The following is a 20,016-nucleotide window of genomic DNA, read 5'->3' on the forward strand; positions in this document are numbered from 1 at the left end:
GCCCTACGACGACAGGCACCGCTTCTTGCAACATACGTATTTGCCCCTTGTCGAAGGCGGTCTCTATAATGCGTGGCACGCGGCTGGGGGCCGCGGCGATCGAGAGCTCTGCACCGGACTGGGAACCCGGCTCCGCACCGGCGGAGAATGCACCGCACTCTCTCAACAAGGAGGTACAACGCATGGAAAACACCAACGTTCCTATGGTAAAACGCCTGATCGGAATAGGACTGGCGATTGTCTGTCTCGCCATCGGCTTCCTGATCCCGGGCTCCGAGGCCCTCTCGCACCAAGGAGCAACCGCGCTCGGCATCCTGGGCGCCCTCGTGGCGCTGTGGGTCACCTCGGCCCTGCCCCTGGGCGCCACCGCCCTGCTCGTCGTCGTGCTATGCCCGGTGCTCGGCGTGGTCGACAACCTGGGCAAGGCCATCGGCGGCTTCGCCAGCCCCGCGCTGCTCTTCATCATCGCGGTGTTCTCGATGCCCGTCATCATGCTCAAGACGAACTGGGGCGTGCGCCTCATCAACGCGCTCATCGGCTGGACCGGCGCCAACTCGCGCAAGCTCGTGCTGGGCTTCATGTGCGCCACGACGCTCGTGTCCACGGTCATGTCCGACGTGCCCTGCACGGTGCTGTTCCTAGGTTTCGCGCTCACCATCCTCAAGGCCGCCGACGCCAAGCCGCTGCAGTCGAACCTGGGCCGCTGCCTCATGATCGGCATTCCCATCGCCGCCGTCACCGGCGGCATGGCCACGCCTGCCGGCAGCTCGTTCAACGTCGTGGCCATGAACATCCTGCAGCAGGCCACCGGCACCTCCATCTCGTTCCTCGACTGGGTGCTCGTCGCCCTGCCCGTCGTCATCATCATGACGCCCATCTGCTGGTTCTTCATCACGGCCATCCTCAAGCCCGAGCCCATCGCCGACTCCTGCCTGCAGGGCATCCGCGACCAGGCCGCCAGCGCCAAGAAGATCGAGGCCTACGAGGTGAAGGCCATCCTCGTGATCGGCGCCATGCTGGTGCTGTGGATCGTGGGCAACTGGGTTCCCGTCCTCAACGCCACGGTGGTCGCCCTCATCGGCCTGACCGTCATGTTCCTGCCGGGCATGGACCTGCTCACCTGGAAGGAGTTCCAGGGCTCCGTGCCGTGGGGCATCGTCATCATGTGCGGCACCATCATGTCCATGGGCGGCGTGGTTGAGGCCACGGGCGGCGCGGCGTTCCTCGCCGGCGCTATCTCCGGCAGCGGCGTCATGGACCTGGGCTTCTTCGCGGCGTTCGCGCTCCTGCTCGCGCTCATCTACCTGCTGCACACCGTGTGCCCCATCGGCGTGGCCATCCTGGGCATCTTCCTGCCCATCATGATCACGCTGTGCGCCGGCTTCGGCGTGTCGCCGGCCGTGCCCACCATCGCGCTGGCCGTGGTAGTTGCCGGCAACTACCTCATGCCCGTGAACCCCACGGTCATGCTGACTTACGGCGAGGGCTACTACACCTTCGGCGACATGTTCAAGACCGGCATCGTTCCCTCGGTGGCCCTCGTGCTCATCATGGCCGCCTGGATGCCGTTCATCGTGGGGGTCATGGGCTTGTAAGGCGCCCCTCGCTTTCGCAAGCACCCCGCGTGCAAGGACCCCGGAACCGCTACGGTTCCGGGGTCCTTCTTCGTGCCGGCCGGGAAGCGGCGACCCCCCTAGGGCAAGGACTTCCTGCAGGCAGGCCGGTACCGCTCTGCGGGAGACGGCCGGGCGCGCACCCGAGCCTCACTCCCCGTCGTAGCCCTCCACGATGTTCATGAGATGCTGCTGCGAGCTGATATCGAGCTTGCGGTAGATGTGGTAGATGTGGGACTTGGCCGTGGCCGGGCTCACCACCAGCTGCTCGGCGATGTGCTCGGCGTTGCGCCCCTTGGCCAGCAGCAGGAACACCTCCTCCTCGCGCGGCGTAAGGCCGTAGCGCTGGGCCACGAGCTCGCAGCGTTTCCTGAAGAAGCCAGGCCCCGACTGGTCGGCACCGGCATCCCCTGCGGCTTCGAGAGCCCGTTCCGCGGCAGGAGGCGCCAGCAGCTCGTTCAACCGCTTCCGCACCTGGGCGTCGTCGCCCCCGTACACGCAGAACGCCACGACCAGCACCAAGGCGAACGCCACCATCAGCAGGTCGAGTTGCGTCCCCGCAAGCGGATACGCGAACACCGCGAGGTAGGCCACCGCCGACCCGGCCAGGAAACCCAGGTAGCTGGGGGTCTGGCGCAGGGCGAACCGATCCACCGGATGCAGCCGGAACTCGTAGTTGTCGATGCTCGTGGTGCACCATCCCACGATGGTCGAATGCGCGAGCGCGGCGATGATCATGCCGCCGCACACCACCCGCCCCGGCCCGTCGAAGAACGGAAACAGCAGCATGCCGGCCATGAGGACGGGCAGCGAGATGCGCTGGACGACCGCCATGTCCACGTCCACCTTGGACCCGAGCACCGCCCACAGAAGCGCCACCAGCGTGCCCACCAGCCCGCTCGCGCCCCCGATGACGGCCACCTCCTGGCCCATGGAGCACAGCTCGATGGCCATGAACCCGTACACCGCCCCCTGGCTGGCAACCGACAGCGCGGCCGGCACCGTCAGCACCTTCGTGCGGCGAAATGCCCCCACGGGCAGGATGCGCTCGGCGGGGATGCGCGTGGAAAGGTAGGCCGCCAACCCCACCGACCCCACGATGAACAGCGTGATCTCCGACAGGTTGAGCCACTGGGTGTCCGAGGCGTTGGCAAAGACGAACAGCAGCGTGCCCCCGATGGAGCCCAGCCCGATGGCCACCGCGGTACGCCGGGTGGGAATCAGGCTGAAGAACACGCACCAGTACATCATGATGCTTCCCTGGGCAACGCCGAACAGGGCCCAGGAGACCACCGAGACGGCAAGCGGGATGCCCGCGAACGCCGTGTTCACGAACGCGTTCGCCACCGCCGCGAGCGCGAGCAGCGAGCCGATGGCAAACAGGCGGTTGCGGTTCTCGAAAGCCCAATCGGCCTTCCATGCGCAGAACGCGAACGTGGCCGCCAGCGTCAGCACCGACACGATGCGCAGGGCCGTGGCCTCCCGCACATCGCAGAACCCGAGGAGGGCGAGGGAGGGACTGAAGGTGGCCGACAGCTCCCACCCGATGAGGAACGCGAAGCCGATGGTGGCAAGGACGTAGGTCAGGCGCAGATCATCGGGCGTCCTTGTCTCGGTTGAAGCTGTTTCCGCAGGTGAATAAGGTGTCATCCCCGCTCCTCAACATCAGAGTATGATAATGTTCCGGCCTATTCCCGCAATTCAACCTTAGCAGCGGTAGATAATTTTCCCCCAACGAAGAATACTGCCCGCATACGGGAGGAGGCGATTGCCCTTCCCGCATGCGGGCATTTTAGCGTTCCCGCGCTAAGCGCACAACCGCCCGCCTCGATCGCCGCTCCACACTGGCCGGTCGCTTTGCAGGGGGCATCCGGCAACCGCCGCACCACGACCACGCGGCCCTGCACGCAGAGAGGACGAACCATGTGCTTCAGACCACCCACCGTCGACAACGGACCCGTGAAGTGCCCCAAGTGCGGCGCCGAGGTCGACCCGAAGGCCGACGCCTGCCCGAGCTGCGGCGCCAAGGCGGCGCCGATGCCCGGGATCCCCACGCCCCCGGGCGCTCCCACCCCGCCGCCGGTCCCCGGCGTGCCCGGGGCGCCGAAGGCGCCGAGCGTGCCCAAGCCGCCCGCGCCCACCGCGTAAGGGGAGAGCGGGAAGGTTTCGAAGGGAAGCCAAGAGGAGAGGAGAGCAACGCATGACCACCAACGTGAAGGGCACGCCCATCGTGAAGGGCCTGGGCTTCGACAGCTTCGGGCTCGGCGCGAACGCGTGCACGGTCGACATCGACGAGGAGCAGGACAAGATCCTGCGCATCCGCCCGTTCCACTTCGACGAGCACCAGACGCCCGAGGAGCTGAACGCCTGGAAGCTCGAGGCGCGCGGCAAGACCTTCGAGCCGGGCTTCAAGACGCTCATCTCGCCGCTGTCGCTGTGCTACAAGAAGCGCGTGTACTCGAAGAACCGCATTCCCTATCCGATGAAGCGCGTGGACTGGGACCCGAACGGCGAGCGGCACCCCGAGACGCGCGGCACGAGCGGCTACGAGCGCATCAGCTGGGACGAGGCCGCGCAGATCGTGGCTGGCGAGATCAAGCGCATGCACGACGAGTACAGCCCCGAGGCCATCCTGTGCGAGATCGACGGCCACGGCGAGACGAAGGTCGTCCACGCAGCGCACGGCTGCATCACCCAGCTCCTCGACCTCTGCGGCGGCTTCACCCTGCAGGCCCGCCAGCCCGACAGCTGGGAGGGCTGGTACTGGGGCGCCAAGCACGTCTGGGGCATGGACCCGCTCGGCCAGCAGAACCAGCAGAACAACGTCATCAAGGATATCTCGGAGCACGGCGACGCGGTGCTCTTCTGGGGCTGCGACCCCGAGACCACGCCACTCGGCTGGGGCGGCTACATGGCGAGCCGCCTGTGCTACTGGTTCACCGAGCTCGGCATCAAGCAGATACACATCTCGCCCGACGTGAACTACACCAACGCCGTGCACGCCGACAAGTGGATTCCCGTGCTGCCCAACACCGACGCCGCGCTGCAGCTGGCCATCGCCTACACGTGGATCAAGGAGGGCACCTACGACCAGGCCTACCTCGACACGCATGCCGTGGGCTTCGAGAACTTCAGGCACTACGTGCTGGGCGGCGAGGACGGCGTGCCGAAGACCCCGAAGTGGGCCGAGCGCATTTGCGGCGTGCCCTCCTACACCATCAAGGCCCTCGCCCGCTACTGGGCCGCGCACGCCGTGTCCATCGCGCACTGCAACGGCGGATCGTTTATCCGCTCCTGCTTCGCGCACGAGCCCGCGCGCCTCGAGGTGGCGCTGCTCGGCATGCAGGGCGTCGGCAAGCCCGGCGCGAACCAGTTCAAGTTCATGGAGTGGACGCTGTTCGGCATCCCCACGCTCGATCCGCTGCCGCCCTCGGTGCACATACCCAGCCTCGGCGCCGCCTACCGCGGCTACGTGACCGGCACGAAGGCCAGCTTCATCCCCAAGACCATGATTCCCGAGGCCATCATGAACCCGCCCGTGCAGTGGTACGGGCATATCGCGGCCGGCTTCCCGCGCGAGGACCAGTTCGACGGGCCCTACACGTTCCCGCCCGAGGGCGGCAGCCGCATCCATATGGTGTGGTCGGACTCCCCCTGCTGGGAGACCTGCTGGAACGGCGGCTTCAAGATGCAGGACGCCCTGCGCCACGAGTCCATCGAGTGCGTGGTCGTGCAGCATCCCTGGATGGAGAACGACACCCTGTTCGCCGATATCATCCTGCCCTCCAACACGAAGTTCGAGACGGAGGACATCGGCACCGACTGCGATTCCGGCCAGTGGAACGTCGTGTTCTACGAGCGCCAAGCCATCCAGCCCATCGGCGAGTCGAAGTCCGACAAGGAGGTCGTCGCCGAGGTTGCCCGCGCGCTCGAGCAGTACGGCGGCGTCTACGAGGGCATGCTGGACAAGTACCTGGGCGGCAAGACCGACGACGAGTGGATCAAGGTAGGCTTCGAAACGAGCGGTGTTCCCGAGGACCTCACGTTCGAGGAGTTCAAGGAGAGGCAGTACTACGCCTTCCCCACGCGCGAGGACTGGAAGGACATCCCCGCCGGCATCCGCCAGTTCCACGACGACCCCGAGGGGCACCCGCTGCGCACGCCGTCGGGCAAGCTGGAGTACTACTCAACCACGCTCTCGCACTACTTCCCCGACGACCGCGAGCGCGGGCCCATCCCGCACTGGATCGACGAGGGCGCCGGCCACCAGGAGCGCCAGTACCTGGAGCGCGGGCGGAAGTACCCCTTCCTGCTCGTCTCGAACCACCCGCACTTCCGCGTGCACGCGCAGCATGACGACGTCACCTGGTTCCGCGAGATCGAGACCTGCAAGGTGACGGGCCCCGACGGCTACAAGTACGAGCCGGTATGGGTGAACCCCGTGGACGCGGGCAAGCTGGGACTTTCGACGGGCGACGTCGTGAAGGTGTACAACGAGCGCGGTGCGGTGCTCGGCGGCGTCATCGTCACGGAGCGTATCATGCCCGGGGCCGTGTACCAGGACCACGGCGCACGCTGCGACACCATCGTGCTGGGCGAGGGCGGCCTGGACCGCGGCGGGGCGAACAACCTCATCGCCCCCACGGCCACCACGTCCAAGAACGCGCACGGCGAGGTGACGAGCGGTTTCCTGGTGAACATCGAGAAGGTCGACGTGTTCGCGCTGGCCGAGCAGTACCCGGAGGCGTTCGGGCGCGACTACGAGCCCGAGTGCGGCCTGGTGGCAACCGCCCGCGTGGTCGACGGCAAGGAAGGGGAGTAGGGATATGGGCAAGGTGTTCGTGTTCGACGCGGCCAAGTGCAACGGCTGCCGCAACTGCCAGATAGCCTGCAAGGACGAGCACGTGGACAACGACTGGAGCCCCTGGTCGAGGCCCCAGCCCGACACGGGCCACTTCTGGTGCCGCATCGAGGAGCGCGTGCGCGGCCAGGTGCCGAAGGTGAGGGTGTCCTACGTCATGCACCGCTGCCAGCACTGCGAGAACGCGCCCTGCATGGCCGCGGCGCCCGAGGCGGTCTACCGCCGCGAGGACGGGCTGGTGATCGTGGACCCGGAGAAGGCGGCCGGGAGGCGCGAGCTCGTGGAGGCGTGCCCCTACGGCGCGATCTTCTGGAACGAAGAGCTGGCCATACCCCAGAAGTGCACCGGCTGCGCCCACCTCGTGGACGCCGGCGAGGCGCCGCACTGCGTGGACGTGTGCCCGCACGGAGCCCTGCGCTTCGGCGACGAGGAGGACCTCGCCGCCGAGATCGCGGCTTCCGAGGCGCTCGTTCCCGGGCGCGCGGGGGCGGACAGGCCCCGGGTGTTCTACCTCAACCTGCCGAGGCGCTTCCTGGCCGGCGTCGTGGTGGACCCGGAGGCCGACGAGGTGGTCCCCGGCGCCAGGGTGACGGCCGAGAACCTGGCCACGGGCGAGGTGCTGGCGACCGAGGCCGACGAGTTCGGCGACTTCTGGTTCCACCAGGTGGGCGCAGCCGGCTGGCGCGTGTACGCGGAGGCCGAGGGCTACCTCACGCGCGTGCTGGAGGCCTCGACCGTGGACGAGGACCGCAACATGGGCCCGATCGAGCTGTACCGGGCCGAAGCGTAAACCCCGCGTCGAGGGCCGCGCCGCACGGCCGCGGCCCTCGACGCTCAGACGAACCAGGTGAGGAGGAGCCATGTCAGAGATGTTAACAGGCGGGAACCCCGCCCAGGGCGTGCCGACGCCGCCCACGCAGGACGACCCGAGCGGACGCAAGTGGACGTGGGAGGAGGACGGCTGCACGGTCATCCGCTCCAACGCGCGGTCGGGCCCGGGATGCCACGACAACTGCGGCGTGCTCATGTACGTGAGGGACGGGGTGCTGGAGAAGATAGAGGGCGACCCGGAGAACCCCTACAACCAGGGGCGCCTCTGCCCGCGGTGCCTGGCGTTCAAGGAGATGCTCTACCATGAGGACCGCCTGAAATACCCCATGAAGCGCGCCAAGGAGGACCGCGGCAAGAACGCCTTCGAACGCATAACGTGGGACGAGGCCTACGACATCATCGAGCGGGAGATGAAGGCCGTCATCGAGCAGTACGGCAACGAGGCCATCTGGGTCACGCAGGGCACCGGCCGCGACATCAACGGCTACGGGCCGCTCATGGCCCAGTACCTGGGCACGCCCAACTACGGCACCGGGTTCCTGTCGGGCCAGGCGTGTTACGCGCCGCGCATCTTCTCAACCGCGCTCAAGGCGGGCGGGCTGTTCGTGTGCGACTACGCGCAGTTCTTCCCCGACCGCTACGACGACCCTCGCTGGGAGGCGCCCGAGTACATCCTCGTATGGGGCAACAACCCGGTGGTGGCCAACTCCGACGGCACGCTCGGCCACTGGATCGTGGAGAGCATGAAGCGCGGCAGCAAGCTCATGGTCATGGACCCGAAGCTCACCTGGGTGGCCGGCAAGGCCGACGTGTGGTTCCAGGTGCGCCCCGGCACCGACGCGGCGCTCGCGCTCGCGCTCTGCAACGTCATCATCGAGGAGGGCCTGGAAGACAAGGAGTTCGTGAGCTGCTGGTGCTACGGCTTCGACGAGTTCGCCGAGCACGTGAAGAAGTACACGCCCGCCTTCGCCGCCGAGACCTGCGGCGTGCCCGAGGACCTCATCGTGGAGGCGGCCCGCAAGATCGGCCGCGCGAAGTCGTGCTGCCTGCAATGGGGCGTGGCGATGGACCACACCTCCGAGGGCTTCATCACCGGCATGGCGTGCTTCGACCTCATGGCGCTCACCGGCAACTTCGAGAAGCCCGGCACCATGGTGGCCGCGAACCCCGTATGGGATATGAGCGTGACATGGATGCCGCGCGAGAAGGTATGGGAAGGGTGCTCAGAGCCGGTCAAGGACCAGGGACGCACCATGAACTTCAAGTACCCTGCGCTCAAGGCCATGGCCGCCATCAGCCCCGACATGCTGCTCGAGGCCATGGAGACAGGCGAGCCCTACCCCATCAAGGCCATGTTCATGATGCAGAACAACGCCATCGCCTGCATGGGCGCCCAGCCCCAGCGCATCCTGCCCGCGCTGCAGAAGATGGAGTTCAACGTGGTGGTGGACCTGTTCCTCACCCCCACGGCGCTCGCCTGCGCCGACGTGCTGCTGCCCGCCGCGTGCTTCGCGGAGCGCATCGGCATCACCGGGCACCAGCCCTACGCGCTCGGCGCCATCGCGCAGGCCGTGGAGCCTTTGGGCGAGTGCAAGTCGGACCAGCGCATCATCTACGAGACGGGCAGCCGCTTCACCGACGAGGCTCACAAGAAGTGGGATGACGAGCAGGGCTTCTACGACTACCTGCTGCGCAAGACCGGCTATACCTACGAGACGCTGCGCGAGCGCACCTGGGCCTACCCCGAGTTCGAGTACAACAAGCACGAGAAAGGGTTGCTGCGCCGCGACGGCACGGTGGGCTTCGCCACGTCCACCGGCCGCTACAACTTCTACTGCCCGGAGATGCTGCACTTCGGCCTGTCGCCCCTAGCCGATTACGAGGAGCCGCCCGAGAGCCCGGTGTCGGCGCCCGAGCTCGCCGAGAAGTACCCGCTCGTGCTCACCACCGGCGCACGTCCTTGGGGCTTCTTCCATTCGGAGCACCGCCAGAGCCCGTCCATGCGCCGCCTGCATCCCGACCCAACCGTGCTCATCCACCCCGAGACGGCGGCCGCCTACGGCATAGCCGACGGCGACTGGGTGACCATCGAGAACAACTTCGGCTCGTGCCGCCAGAAGGCGGAGCTCACCACCCGCATCCGCAAGGACACCGTCTCGGCCGACCACGCCTGGTGGTTCCCCGAGCGCGGGCCCGAGGACGGCACGCTGTTCGGCGTGATGGAGTCCAATATCAACAAGCTCGTCCCCATGCGTCCCGGCAAGGTGGGCTTGGGAGCGTCGTACAAGTCGCAGCTGTGCACCATCGGCAAGGTAGAGGAGTGATCGGCATGAGGCAAATGCTTGCAGTAGACTACGAGTTCTGCACGGGGTGCCACACCTGCGAGATAGCCTGCCAGCAGGAGCACGGCCTGGCGCCCGACCGGTTCGGCATCAAGCTGACCCAGATAGGCCCCGACCAGCTGGACGAGCGCCGCTGGCAGTACGAGTTCGTGCCCGTCCCCACCGACCGCTGCGACCGCTGCGCACGCCGGCAGGCGGCCGGCAAGGCGCCGACCTGCGTGCAGCACTGCCAGGCGGGTTGCCTGTACTACGGCACGCTCGAGGAGCTTGCCGAGAAGATCGACCTCGGCAAGAAGAAGCTCGCCCTGTTCAGCTAGCGCCTTTTCTGCCCGGCTCGCATGCCTGAAGGGGCGGTGCTGCAAAGCCCCTTCAGGTCGAGGGCGGGTCCTCGAGGTCGTCGGGGGCCGGGAGGCCGCCCTCCTTCCCCGCATCGGGCGAAGGGCTGGTGTCCTGCGCGGCGAAGAAAGCATCGATAACCGATTGGTCCCGCTTCGTGCCCAGAACCGGCTTGCGCTCGAAGGCAGCCGCCTTGGCTCGACGGGTGGGACCCTTACCGAAAACAGAGCGCTCCACGACGCGGGCCTCTGCATTGTCGAGCCTGCGCGCATGGCTGTGAACGTCCTCGTGCATGCAATCGCCTCCCTTGTCGCTCTCGCGCCTCGGCGCACCGCTACCGCGGTCGCCCCGGTCCATGCATCCATGATAGAAAGGCGGCATCCCCTCCCAAGGATGAACTCGGTAGCTGGGCAACGTGTTCTTGGCGACTGGCCTACCGGTCTCCCTAACGGTGCGATCAAAGCGGCGAACGGTGCGAGGTTTTTTAGTTTGCGCAGGTCAATGATTATGTCGAGCACCCGACAGCCGTCAAGGGGCAACCGTTTGGCGGTCGGGGCGGCCGCGAGCGCGAGCGCCCCGACCGCTCCGCCGCCCGCTTCCTCACGGCTGATCGGGGCGCCGCTCGCACTCCCAGCCGCCCCGCCTCCGCACGAGGAGATTGAGCGCCGTTCGCCCTCTCCCCGCCAAAACGCCAAGAAAATATTGGCATATTGCAACTAGTTATGAGATGATAGTGTTTGCAATTCTACCTAAGGAGACGCGTCCACCCTCCGCGCAGCCGATGCCGGAGCACAGGGGCGAAGTCCATTCTCGCGAGAAAGAGGTTCCGCCCATGTGGAGCAGCTGCCATCCCAAGTCCGACGAGGATATGAAGGAGTGCGCCGAGCTCGGCAAGTCGCTCAACCGCCTGTCTCAGCCCACCATCCTCACGCTGCTCGCCTGCTCCGACAAGCCCCTGCACGGCTACGTCATCGTGCAGCAGGCGGCGGAGTCCCCCATGTTCGGCGGCAAGAAGCCCGACGCCACCGGCATCTACCGCGCCCTCAAGCGCATGGAGGAGGCCGAGCTCGTCACCTCCGTATGGGACACGCCGGAGGAGGGCTCGGCCAAGCGCCTGTTCTCGCTCACCGACAAGGGCCGCCGCTGCCTGCGCCGCTGGATCGACGCCCTGGCCTGCTACGAGCTCACCCTCGAAGAGCTCCGCGGCCTCGCCGCCGGCGCCCTGGGCATCGACCTCCCCGACGCTCCCCTGTGCTCGCATTAGCAACGCCCCGCCCCTGCTGCACTAACGTAAACGGCGCCCACCGACGTGAGCGCCGTTTGCTTTTCGGGAACCGGCGCCGCTGCGCCCGAAGCCCGGAACACGGCCCCGTCGGGAAGGGCCGCCGCGCAGGGAGGGCCTACCCTTCCCGCACCTTCCGCACGGGCACCGGGCCGCATTCCTCGCGCATCTCGCAGTGGTCGCAGTCGTCCACGAGGGACATCTCGATGAGGTCCCAGCCGATACGCTCGTAGCCCAGGGCCTCGTAGAACGGCAGGCTCCCGCCGCGCGACACGAGGCGCAGCTCGCCGTGGCGCTCGAGGGCCTCCTCCATGAGCGCGCGGCCCACACCGAACCCGCGCCACGTCTCGTGGGTGATGACGGGGTTCACGAACGCCGTGCCGTCGTCGGCGAGCGCGATGCGGACGAACCCCACCACCTCGTCGTCCTCGTTCACGGCCACGCGCACGCCCTCGATGGAGGGGATGGCGTCCATGCCCTCCAGGTTGGCGTACCCGTCGAGCACGGCCTTGTCGTCCGGCCGCGCATCGCGTATGGTGAACAGCTCGTTCGTCATGGGAGCTCCTTCCCTACATGATAGGCGGAACGTAGATCTTCATGCGCGAATCCGGGATGGCCTTCTTCGCCAGCTCCGTCAGGCCCTGCGCCACGATGGGCAGCTTGTCCACGGGCAGGCCCATGAACATCATGTCCTCGGCCACGTCGGTGGCCGCACGGCAGCCGTAGCAGCCGAACGTGATGTTGGGCTCCTGCTCCGTCAGGGGGTACAGCACCGCCTCCACGCACATGGAGTTGAACCCGCTCGCGTGGAAGTCGAAGCGGTGGCCCGAGTAGTAGCTCATGGACATGCACAGCCACATCATCTGCTCGGGCGTGCCCGTCACCACCACCACCTCGGGCTTGCGCACCGTCTTCGCCAGGGGTGCCACGTAGGTGGCGCGGCGGCTCTTCGGCGGCAGCGTGGGGCGCTCGGCCACCATCCGGGCGGCGGCCTCGGCGTTCACCACCTTGTGGAACAGCACGTATATCTCGCCGGTGGCCAGCTTCTCGGGCACGCCGGTCATGCCGAAGATGGACGTGCCGTCCGGGCACGAGTGCCTATGCGGCGGCATGAGGATGCTCGCACCGCGGCGCGCGGCCATCATGGCCTGGCAGAACCGCTGGTTCTCGGGCGGCAGGGGCACGTCGGGCAGCGGCTCGTCCTTGTCGATCAGGCTCACGGCCACCGGCTGCCAGCGCAGGCCCAGCTTCTCCATGATCACGCGCTGCCATTCCGCGTACTGCTCGCGCAGCTCGCGCGAGATGGGCTCGGCCCGCGGCTCGTCGGCAAAGGGATCGTACACCGCGTCGCCCGTGGCCTCTACGGAGAGCGCGCGCTGCGGGCAGTTGCCAGCGCACGTGGTGCATCCCACGCAGTCCTCGATGCGCGCCGCGAAGGGATGCCCCTCCTCGTCGGCCTCCAGCACCTCGCACGGGCAGAACGCGATGCACAGCCCGCACTTCACGCACCGGTTCGGGTCGTTCACAATTCGGTAGTCGGCCATCAGCGCAGCTCCTCCTTGCACCACGGCGGGTACACGCGCCGCCCGGCGGAATCGGTCAGATGGTACGAGCAGAACGGGATGGCGCGTCCATCGGGCACCGTCACCATCATGGAGCACTCGCGCAGGCGCTGCGTGTCCATGGACACCGCGTCCATGTAGTTCATGATGACCACGGAGAGCCCGCTCGCCACCTCGACGCCCTTCTTGTCCAGGATGTCCAGGAACACCGAGCCCTGCGGGCTGTCGGGCGAGTACCCCGCGTGGTACTCCTCCATCGTCATGGCGCGCGTGGCCGGGTAGAACCCGGACGGATGCGCCGGCACGCCCGCGGGAGGCTCGCCCTTCACGAAGAACACGCCCGTGTCGCACAGCGGGTTCGAGCACCCGAGCGGCCACACGTCGCGCGGCTCGATGAGCCCGTCTGACTGCGCGGCCAGCTGGAAGATCACGTCGCCCGAGCTCATGGGCAGGGCGCGCTCGGCGTCGAAGCGGCCCGACGTGAACGCCGGCTGCAGGGCGAGCCCCGCCACCACGTCGGCGTTGTCCAGGCAGAAGCGCAGAAGGTCGCCCAGCTGCCCGTCGTTCAGGCCCGCCACCACGGCCACGGACAGCACCACCTGGATGCCCACCTCGCGGCAGCGCTCGATGACGCGCATCTTCACGTCCAGGATGTCACGCCCGCACGTGCCCTCGTACACCTCGCCCGTGAGCCCGTCGAACGACAGGTACACGCCGGTGAGCCCCGCCCACACAAGCTCCTCCAGATACCCGTCGCGCGCGGCGATGACCAGGCCGTTCGTGTTCACCTCGATGCCCCAGAAGCCCTTCTCGCGGCCCATGCGGATGATCTCGGGCAGGTCCTTGCGGCACGTGGGCTCGCCGCCCGTGATCTGCACGGCGCCGTCGGTGCCCACCGCGTTCGCAATGACGTCGTACATGTCGGAGATCTCGGCCAGCGTGGGGTCGCCCTCGCCCGTCTCGGCGCTCATGAAGCACACGGGGCAGTGCAGGTTGCAGTTGCGCGTGACCTCGATCTCCAGCAGCGTGCCGCGCCGCTGGTGGCGGCTGCACGTGCCGCACCCGTGCGGGCACGGCGCCGAGGCGGGCAGCGTGTTCTGCGGCGCCGTCATCGGGAACGCGAGCGAGCGCAGCCACTGGTAGTGCTCGGCATCGGGCCACATGCGCGTGGCCAGCCTTCCGTGGTCGGGGCAGGTGCGCTCCATCCACACGACGCCCTCGGCGTCGGCGTACACCTCGGCCGGCAGCTCGTCCAAGCAGTCCGGGCAGAGCGCCGTGGTCTTGTGCAGCGGCGTGCGCTGCGCGGCCGGATCGGCCGCCGTGTTCTCGTTCGCTCCCATGGCGGCGCTCCTGCTATTCCTGGTCGATGTACTGGCGCGGATCGTGCTCGTCGTTCGGCGGGGTGATCACCTGGATGCCCATGTAATCCACCCAGTCCAGCACGCGCTGGGGCACGAACAGGTCGGTCTGGAACGCGGCCGCCTGCTTGATGGCGCGCATGCACGAGATGGCGTGCGCGAGGTCGGTCTTCTCGTCGATGTCGGCCACGGGCGACAGGAACGCGGAGGGCACGTCGCGCTCCTCCAGCTTCTCCATGTAGCCGTCGAGCGCCGGGCGACCGTCCAGGTTGTAGTAGACGCCCTGGTGGTCCATCGGCGTGTTGTGGCTGAAGCCCACGAGCGACGTGCCGCATTCCTGGCACGGCGCCTGCACGAAGCCGGGCTTGCCGATGCTCTGGAAGTAGTCGAGCCACTGGAACGCCTGCACGATGTGCGACTTCGGCATGGTGGGGATGTCGCCGCCCACGGACACGATGTGCTCGTAGCCCTGCGCGAAGATCTCCTTGAACGCGTAGTCGAAGTGGTCGTCGAACGTGGCGCCCTTGTCCGTCATATAGTGGATCTCCATGGGCCAGGGGCCGATGGCGTCGTAGGTCTCCTTCATCAGCTCCACGTTCTCGGCGGGCGTCGTGGACACGAAGAAGTCGTACGTGACCTTGTCGACGCTCGGGTCGGCCGCCACGGCCGCATCGTTCTCCATCTGCAGCTCCATGAGCGCGTGCATGGCAAGCTCGCTCACGTCGTACAAGCTGCGCTTGAAGAACTCGGCCGCCTGCGCCGGGCTCAGGAAACCGTCGTGCTCGGTCGTCAGGCGCGTCTTCACCATGCCCGGCACCGGGGGCTTGCTGAACAGCAGCAGCGCTTGCTTCTTCTCGGCCATAGGAACTTATCTCCTTCTCGTCGTTCTTACCAGTTGTCTCCCGCGTGCGCTCTCCGCGCACGGCAATTCGTCTATTCCCAGCTCAAAGGCTCGTCGATGCGCCGGATGACGCAGTCGATGGCGTTGTACGACCACGTGCCGATCAGCGGCTCGCCCGGCTCGCACGACGTGAGGCAGTTCACGTTCGACTCCCACATGCCGCCGAGGTCGGGGCCGCCCGGCTCCCACTCGGGATGCCACCAGCCGTAGTCCACGTTCACCAGGTCGTCGCGCAGGGGCGCGGTCTCCAGTATAAAGCGTGCCGAGCCCTTGTCGGTGGCGATCTCCACGCGGTCGCCCGGTTCCAGGCCCAGCCGCTCGGCCGTGGCCTCGCTCACCTCCGCCACCGGGTGCGGCGACTTCTGGCGGAAGGCCGGGTTGTTGAAGTACATCGACGCGTTGTAGGGCTGCTTGCGCGAGCCGGTGATCATCGGCAGGTGCGCGCCGCCCGCGCGCTCGGCGTCCTCCACGAGCCCCGGCGAGCACAGGGGCGTCGCCGGCGCGGCCGGTTCGGGCAGGCGCGGCCCGCCGAGCGTCGGCAAGAACTCGCTCGCCAGCTCTATCTTGCCCGTGGTGGTGGCGAAGCCCTGCGGCTTGCCGTCGGGGCCCGGCAGATCGTGCTTGGCGTACGCCGGCGGCTGCCAGTAGATGCCCAACTGGCAGAACGCGTCCCAGTCCATGCCCGCGCGCGCGAGCTGCGCCGCGAACGCGTCGGCCAGCGTCTCCTCCGGCCACGCGTCAACCTGGCCCAGGCGCAGGCCAAGGCCGCGGAACACGTCGTAGTCGCACCTTCGCTCGTAGTACGGCTCCACGGCGGCGGGGCCGCCGTAGCCCATGTTCGCCACGCCGCCGTGCACCTGCAGCACGGGGCGCTCGATGGCACCGGCCGCCGGCAGCACGTAGTCGGCGATCATGGCCGTGGGCGTCATATAGTAGTCCAGCACCACCAGCAAGTCCAGGCCCATGAGCGCATCGAACACGCGGTGCGTGTCGGCATAGGTGAGCAGCGGGTTCGTGGCGTTCACGATGAGCGCGCGCACCGGGTACGGCTCGCCCTCCTCCATGGCGCGCAGCACGAGGTGCGGCAGCGCGGAGGTCAGGTAGCGCTCCGGCAGCGTGCGGCCCAGCTTCTCGGTGAGCTTGCGGGCGCGGTCGTAGCCTTCGTAGCACTGCAGCGGCGTGAAGGGCGTGTTCAGGCAGCGCGCGCGCCTCTCGGGCGCAAGCGCGTCGGACATCTCCAGCTCCATCTCCGACACGAAGTCCGGCCCCTCGGCCAGCACGCACGAACCGGGCTTGTCCACGTTTCCCGTCACGGCGCGCAAACAGCAGATGGCGCGGTGCGTGGGCGCCACGTTCGCGCCCACCTGGTCAACCCCGCGGCCCGACACGAGCGCCGCGGCGCCCGCCCGCCCGAACAGGCGCGCCGCCCGCACGATGTCGTCCTCCGGCAGGCCGCACACCGCGGCCACATGCGCGGGCGTGTAGGGCCGCACGTGCGCGGCCAGCTCGTCGAACCCGTGGCACCAGGCATCCACGAACGCGCGGTCCGCCAGGCCCTCCTCGATGATCACGTGCAGAAGTCCCAGCGCCAGCGTGCAGTCGGTGCCCGGCCGCACGGGCAGCCAGAGGTCCGCCACGGCCGCCGCCTGCGTGCGCCGCGGGTCGACGACCACGAGCGGCGCATCCGAGCGTGCGAACGCCAGGATGGACCGCCAGAACGCCGAGTTGTCGGACTGCGCCGGGTTCGTGCCCCAGATGAACAGGCACTCCGTCACCCCCGGCACGATGTCGGCCTCCACGGTCCAACCGAACGTGAGCGCATCCATCCAGATGCGCGGGTTCCAGCAAATCTGCCCGATGCCCATGTTGTTGGGGCTGCCGAACAGGTTCATGAAGCGGTGCAGCGGCCAGAACGAGGCATGCGGGCCGCCGATGGCGCTCGCGAGCGTCTCCGGGCCGTGCTCGTCGGCCAGCGCCCGCAGGCGCGCCGCGATGTCGTCGAGCGCCTCGTCCCAGCTCACGCGCTCCCACTCGTTGCCGCCGCGCTCGCCTGCGCGGCGCAGCGGGTAGTTCACGCGGTCCGGTCCGTCCAATGCGTCCAGGTTCATGCGCCAGCGGCGGCAGCCCGCCAGGATGCGCTCGTCGTAAGGGTAGCGCGACGGGTCGGGCGCGAGGTCCGTCACGCGCCCGTCCTCCACGGTGGCCAGAAACGCGCAGCAGTAGCCGCAGTAGTGGCAGTTCGTGGGTTTGACCTCGGCCGTCATCGCGCCTCCTCCCCATCGTCGCCGGCCTCGGAGGCAAGCCCCTTGAACGGGCGCGCCTCGCCGCCGTCCGCCGCCGGCTCGTCGAACAGGAAGCGCAGCTTCATGTAGGCGTCGGCGGCACGCCAGTCGATGCGCCAGTCGAACAGCAGCTCCAGATAGTGGAACACCGGCACGCGCCACTGCGAAACCGAGAGCAGGAACGAGCAGCTCACGCAGGCCGCCACGATGGCGGAGCCGCCGGCTTCGACGGCCTCGGCCCCGCGCGCCTGCGACTGCGCGAGCGCCTTGTCCGCATGGCCGGCCGCCCGCACGAGCGAGCCGCAGCATTGGGAGCTCCGGCGCGCATGCGCGGGCTCCACCGTCAGCTCGGCGGGCATGAGCGCCCGCAGGCCGTCGGCGAACTCGCCCGTGGCCCGGTCGGGGCAGGAGTCGTGCACGCTGAACCGCAGCGGCGGGTGGGCGCCCTCGGCGCACGCCTCGTAGAAGTCCGCACCCGCCTCCAGCTCTTCGGCCAGCAGGCGCTCCGCCACTCGGGCATCTACCCGGTAGCCCAGCGCATCCAGCTCGAGCGGCAGCGGCACCACTTCCACGCCGGCCGTGCGCTCGTCCTCGGCAAGGGCGCCGCGCAGCGCGGCGACGCAGTTCGGGCAGGCGGCCACGATGCGCTCGACGCCCGCCGCGGCCACGTGCTCGCACAGCTGGTCCTCGAACGCTGCGCGCACGGCCTTCCCGTCCGGCTCGAAGCTCAGTATCTTCCCGCAGCACAGAAGCGAGATGCCCTCGACGCGCCCGGCCCCGGCCAACAGGTCGTAGACCGCCTTCACCAATGGCAGCGCATAGTTGATAAGCGAGCATCCGGGGAAGAACAGGGTGCGGGCGCGCAGCGGGCCGTCGGCCGCCGCCACCCGCGTGCCAAGGCCGGGGAAAGCGCACGCTACGGTGCTTCCCGCCAGCACATCATCGAATACGTAGTCTTCCATGTTACCCCCTGGATACTCGGTTAAAACCGCAGGCGGGGGCCCGACCGATAAGTCGGGCCCCCCGTCAGCGCACGCGCGGCGCGAAGCCGGCGCGCTCGCGGCCTTGCGGCCGTCTTAGAACTGGTTATCGCCGTACGTCCACTTGGTGATGAACTCCGCGTCGTTCTTGGCAAGGCGGTTGTAGTAACGGTTCTCGCCCGGGATCTCGGCGCGGTCATCGGTGTTGACCACCATGAAGCGCAGCAGGCAGCCGCCGCACAGCACCAGGATGGGGGCCACGAGCGTGGCCGCGGCGGAGTGCCCGCCGCCGATGTACATGACCAGCGGCACCACGAGGCCCAAGCCCACCATGCCGACCCAGAACAGGCCCGCGTAGGAGCCCTTCACCCAGCGGCGCGCCGCCGCCTTGGCGGTCTCGTTGCCGGCACCCGCGAAGGACAGCACCATGGTCAGCAGCACGATGAGCTCGGCAACGACCAGCACGATGTCCACCACGTGCAGGATCTCCAGCACGATCTCGGACACGACCAGGCTCTCCAGCGTCATGGCCGCCGGCCAGCCGCCGATGGAAAGCACGATGGCCGCGCAGCCCGTGGAGATGGCCGAGACGGTGAACAGCACGGGCAGCGCCGGGGTGGCCCAGAACGCATGCGCCTTCAAGGTGGACAGCATGATGCCGGTGTACATCATGATGCACAGGCCGAAGAAGCCGGCCACGATCAGGAAGAAGTCCGCAGCGGGCTTCAACAGGCCGGACAGGCCCGCGAAGATCGGCCAGGCGTCGCCGATGAACGCCAGCAGGAACAGCAGCGCGAACACCGCGGCGATCACGAGGAACGTGGCGCCCCACTTGATGATGGACTTCGACGTGGTCCACACGCGCCAGAACACGCCCGGCTGCCCCAGGTCGACAACCAGGAACACGCAGCCGATGGCCACGCACACCAGCGAAACGAGCACGGGCAGCGCGAACACCTCGGCGTAGCCGGGGACCACGAAGCTGTTGAAGATGGCGGCCAGGAACAGGATGCCGCCCGCCAGACCGCCCAGGAAAAGGTACAGGGCGATAGGCGGTTCCCAATAATGATGTTTCATTATGCCTTACCTCCCAAATCAGGAATGTAGTAGATCTGCGGCTCGGTGCCGAATTCCTCGAAGAGGCGCTCGGTCTTCACGGAGCCGATGAGCTTGGAGACCTCGCTGTTCGGATCGTCGAGATCGCCGAAGATACGGGCCTTCTGATGGCAGGTCAGCACGCAGTACGGCTGGGCGGAGGGGTCCAGCTGGCGCTTGTCGCGGCAGAACGTGCACTTGCGCACGTAGCGGTGCATGCGGTCCTCCAGGTGCGAGGCGTCGCGCATGCCGTACGGGCAGGCGTTCACGCACACCTTGCAGGACAGGCACTTCTTGGGGTCCACCCACACGGTGCCGTCCTCGTCCTGCTGGCTCGCGCCGGACGGGCAGCAGGGAACGCACTCGGGGTTCTCGCAGTGCATGCACAAAAGCGGCTGCCAGGACTTGTGGACGTTCGGCCACGTGCCCTGGGCGCCCTCGGTGACCACGGGGTTGTAGACGATGTCAAGGGGAAGCTTGTTCCACGTACGACAAGCAACCGTGCAGGAGTGACAGCCGATGCAGCGACGCTGGTCGATGACCATGACGTAACGAGTCATTTATCTATCCTTT

The 20,016-nt window shown here is 67.8% G+C and carries 17 protein-coding genes; 7 read left to right on the plus strand and 10 right to left on the minus strand.

Translation table 11 applies throughout. The features are described from left to right. The first annotated feature begins 182 nt into the window (after positions 1–182). The gene (locus tag K9U15_RS06145; protein WP_301155766.1) at positions 183–1,595 is read left to right on the plus strand and encodes an SLC13 family permease; all 1,413 of its coding nucleotides are present in this window, start codon (positions 183–185) and stop codon (positions 1,593–1,595) included. Between the two features lie 168 nt (positions 1,596–1,763). Here the strand turns inward: K9U15_RS06145 and K9U15_RS06150 are convergent, their stop codons facing one another. Further along, positions 1,764–3,263 carry a helix-turn-helix transcriptional regulator gene (locus K9U15_RS06150; protein ID WP_154270536.1) on the minus strand — a complete coding sequence of 500 codons (1,500 nt, stop codon included), beginning with the start codon at positions 3,261–3,263 and terminating at the stop codon, positions 1,764–1,766. A gap of 273 nt (positions 3,264–3,536) precedes the next feature. On the opposite strand from K9U15_RS06150, the gene K9U15_RS06155 reads away from it, so the two are divergent. The 5 genes from K9U15_RS06155 to K9U15_RS06175 all read left to right on the plus strand — a co-directional run bounded on the left by K9U15_RS06155 (position 3,537) and on the right by K9U15_RS06175 (position 9,964). Continuing rightward, positions 3,537–3,761, plus strand: a complete 225-nt coding sequence (locus K9U15_RS06155) for a zinc-ribbon domain-containing protein (protein WP_096228009.1) — start codon at positions 3,537–3,539, stop codon at positions 3,759–3,761. A gap of 52 nt (positions 3,762–3,813) precedes the next feature. Then, on the plus strand, positions 3,814–6,435 hold the full coding sequence (locus K9U15_RS06160; protein ID WP_096228008.1) for a molybdopterin-dependent oxidoreductase: 2,622 nt from the start codon (positions 3,814–3,816) through the stop codon (positions 6,433–6,435). A gap of 4 nt (positions 6,436–6,439) precedes the next feature. Beyond that, positions 6,440–7,264: a 4Fe-4S dicluster domain-containing protein gene (locus K9U15_RS06165; protein WP_096228007.1), complete on the plus strand. Its 825-nt coding sequence runs from the start codon at positions 6,440–6,442 to the stop codon at positions 7,262–7,264. A 70-nt stretch (positions 7,265–7,334) separates the two neighbouring features. Then, the gene (locus K9U15_RS06170) at positions 7,335–9,629 is read left to right on the plus strand and encodes a molybdopterin-dependent oxidoreductase (RefSeq protein ID WP_227115182.1); all 2,295 of its coding nucleotides are present in this window, start codon (positions 7,335–7,337) and stop codon (positions 9,627–9,629) included. A gap of 5 nt (positions 9,630–9,634) precedes the next feature. Further along, positions 9,635–9,964, plus strand: a complete 330-nt coding sequence (locus K9U15_RS06175; protein ID WP_096228006.1) for an oxidoreductase — start codon at positions 9,635–9,637, stop codon at positions 9,962–9,964. A gap of 52 nt (positions 9,965–10,016) precedes the next feature. Here K9U15_RS06175 and K9U15_RS06180 read toward each other — a convergent pair whose 3' ends face one another. Continuing rightward, entirely contained in the window at positions 10,017–10,277 is a 261-nt protein-coding gene (locus K9U15_RS06180; protein ID WP_096228005.1) for a hypothetical protein, read from the minus strand. A gap of 538 nt (positions 10,278–10,815) precedes the next feature. On the opposite strand from K9U15_RS06180, the gene K9U15_RS06185 reads away from it, so the two are divergent. After that, positions 10,816–11,247 (plus strand): PadR family transcriptional regulator, encoded by a 432-nt coding sequence (locus K9U15_RS06185; protein ID WP_015539665.1) that lies wholly within the window; start codon positions 10,816–10,818, stop codon positions 11,245–11,247. Positions 11,248–11,383: 136 nt separating this feature from the next. Here the strand turns inward: K9U15_RS06185 and K9U15_RS06190 are convergent, their stop codons facing one another. From K9U15_RS06190 to K9U15_RS06225, 8 genes are all read right to left on the minus strand, one after another. After that, positions 11,384–11,821: a GNAT family N-acetyltransferase gene (locus K9U15_RS06190; RefSeq protein ID WP_096228004.1), complete on the minus strand. Its 438-nt coding sequence runs from the start codon at positions 11,819–11,821 to the stop codon at positions 11,384–11,386. Between the two features lie 13 nt (positions 11,822–11,834). Further along, positions 11,835–12,809 (minus strand): DUF169 domain-containing protein, encoded by a 975-nt coding sequence (locus K9U15_RS06195; RefSeq protein ID WP_087191351.1) that lies wholly within the window; start codon positions 12,807–12,809, stop codon positions 11,835–11,837. Next, positions 12,809–14,167, minus strand: a complete 1,359-nt coding sequence (locus tag K9U15_RS06200; RefSeq protein ID WP_096228003.1) for a radical SAM protein — start codon at positions 14,165–14,167, stop codon at positions 12,809–12,811. The genes K9U15_RS06195 and K9U15_RS06200 overlap by 1 nt, the downstream gene beginning before the upstream one ends. Positions 14,168–14,180: 13 nt before the next feature. Continuing rightward, positions 14,181–15,047, minus strand: a complete 867-nt coding sequence (locus K9U15_RS06205) for a DUF2064 domain-containing protein (protein ID WP_154270270.1) — start codon at positions 15,045–15,047, stop codon at positions 14,181–14,183. 71 nt (positions 15,048–15,118) lie between these two features. Next, the gene (locus K9U15_RS06210) at positions 15,119–17,350 is read right to left on the minus strand and encodes a molybdopterin-dependent oxidoreductase (RefSeq protein WP_123674669.1); all 2,232 of its coding nucleotides are present in this window, start codon (positions 17,348–17,350) and stop codon (positions 15,119–15,121) included. Then, a complete protein-coding gene (locus K9U15_RS06215; protein ID WP_123674668.1) occupies positions 17,347–18,330 on the minus strand; it encodes a heterodisulfide reductase-related iron-sulfur binding cluster in 984 nt (327 codons plus the stop codon). Before K9U15_RS06215 ends, K9U15_RS06210 begins: the two co-directional genes overlap by 4 nt. A 114-nt stretch (positions 18,331–18,444) precedes the next feature. Further along, a complete protein-coding gene (nrfD, locus tag K9U15_RS06220; RefSeq protein WP_301155767.1) occupies positions 18,445–19,425 on the minus strand; it encodes an NrfD/PsrC family molybdoenzyme membrane anchor subunit in 981 nt (326 codons plus the stop codon). Continuing rightward, positions 19,425–20,003, minus strand: coding sequence for a 4Fe-4S dicluster domain-containing protein (locus K9U15_RS06225; RefSeq protein WP_041239379.1), 579 nt, complete (start codon positions 20,001–20,003; stop codon positions 19,425–19,427). The genes nrfD and K9U15_RS06225 overlap by 1 nt, the downstream gene beginning before the upstream one ends. Positions 20,004–20,016: the final 13 nt, after the last annotated feature.

This window comes from Gordonibacter sp. RACS_AR68, from assembly GCF_030418485.1.
In the GTDB taxonomy this organism is placed as follows: Bacteria; Actinomycetota; Coriobacteriia; order Coriobacteriales; family Eggerthellaceae; genus Gordonibacter; species Gordonibacter urolithinfaciens.

Bases quoted from the DNA above. Each gene is read 5' to 3' on its own strand.
- K9U15_RS06205 (WP_154270270.1), bottom strand. From the start codon at position 15,047: ATGGCCGAGAAGAAGCAAGCGCTGCTGCTGTTCAGCAAGCCCCCGGTG.
- K9U15_RS06225 (WP_041239379.1), bottom strand. From the start codon at position 20,003: ATGACTCGTTACGTCATGGTCATCGACCAGCGTCGCTGCATCGGCTGT.
- K9U15_RS06180 (WP_096228005.1), bottom strand. From the start codon at position 10,277: ATGCACGAGGACGTTCACAGCCATGCGCGCAGGCTCGACAATGCAGAG.
- K9U15_RS06150 (WP_154270536.1), bottom strand. From the start codon at position 3,263: ATGACACCTTATTCACCTGCGGAAACAGCTTCAACCGAGACAAGGACG.
- K9U15_RS06175 (WP_096228006.1), top strand. From the start codon at position 9,635: ATGAGGCAAATGCTTGCAGTAGACTACGAGTTCTGCACGGGGTGCCAC.
- K9U15_RS06200 (WP_096228003.1), bottom strand. From the start codon at position 14,167: ATGGGAGCGAACGAGAACACGGCGGCCGATCCGGCCGCGCAGCGCACG.
- K9U15_RS06155 (WP_096228009.1), top strand. From the start codon at position 3,537: ATGTGCTTCAGACCACCCACCGTCGACAACGGACCCGTGAAGTGCCCC.
- nrfD (WP_301155767.1), bottom strand. From the start codon at position 19,425: ATGAAACATCATTATTGGGAACCGCCTATCGCCCTGTACCTTTTCCTG.
- K9U15_RS06170 (WP_227115182.1), top strand. From the start codon at position 7,335: ATGTCAGAGATGTTAACAGGCGGGAACCCCGCCCAGGGCGTGCCGACG.
- K9U15_RS06160 (WP_096228008.1), top strand. From the start codon at position 3,814: ATGACCACCAACGTGAAGGGCACGCCCATCGTGAAGGGCCTGGGCTTC.
- K9U15_RS06185 (WP_015539665.1), top strand. From the start codon at position 10,816: ATGTGGAGCAGCTGCCATCCCAAGTCCGACGAGGATATGAAGGAGTGC.
- K9U15_RS06165 (WP_096228007.1), top strand. From the start codon at position 6,440: ATGGGCAAGGTGTTCGTGTTCGACGCGGCCAAGTGCAACGGCTGCCGC.
- K9U15_RS06190 (WP_096228004.1), bottom strand. From the start codon at position 11,821: ATGACGAACGAGCTGTTCACCATACGCGATGCGCGGCCGGACGACAAG.
- K9U15_RS06195 (WP_087191351.1), bottom strand. From the start codon at position 12,809: ATGGCCGACTACCGAATTGTGAACGACCCGAACCGGTGCGTGAAGTGC.
- K9U15_RS06145 (WP_301155766.1), top strand. From the start codon at position 183: ATGGAAAACACCAACGTTCCTATGGTAAAACGCCTGATCGGAATAGGA.
- K9U15_RS06210 (WP_123674669.1), bottom strand. From the start codon at position 17,350: ATGACGGCCGAGGTCAAACCCACGAACTGCCACTACTGCGGCTACTGC.
- K9U15_RS06215 (WP_123674668.1), bottom strand. From the start codon at position 18,330: ATGGAAGACTACGTATTCGATGATGTGCTGGCGGGAAGCACCGTAGCG.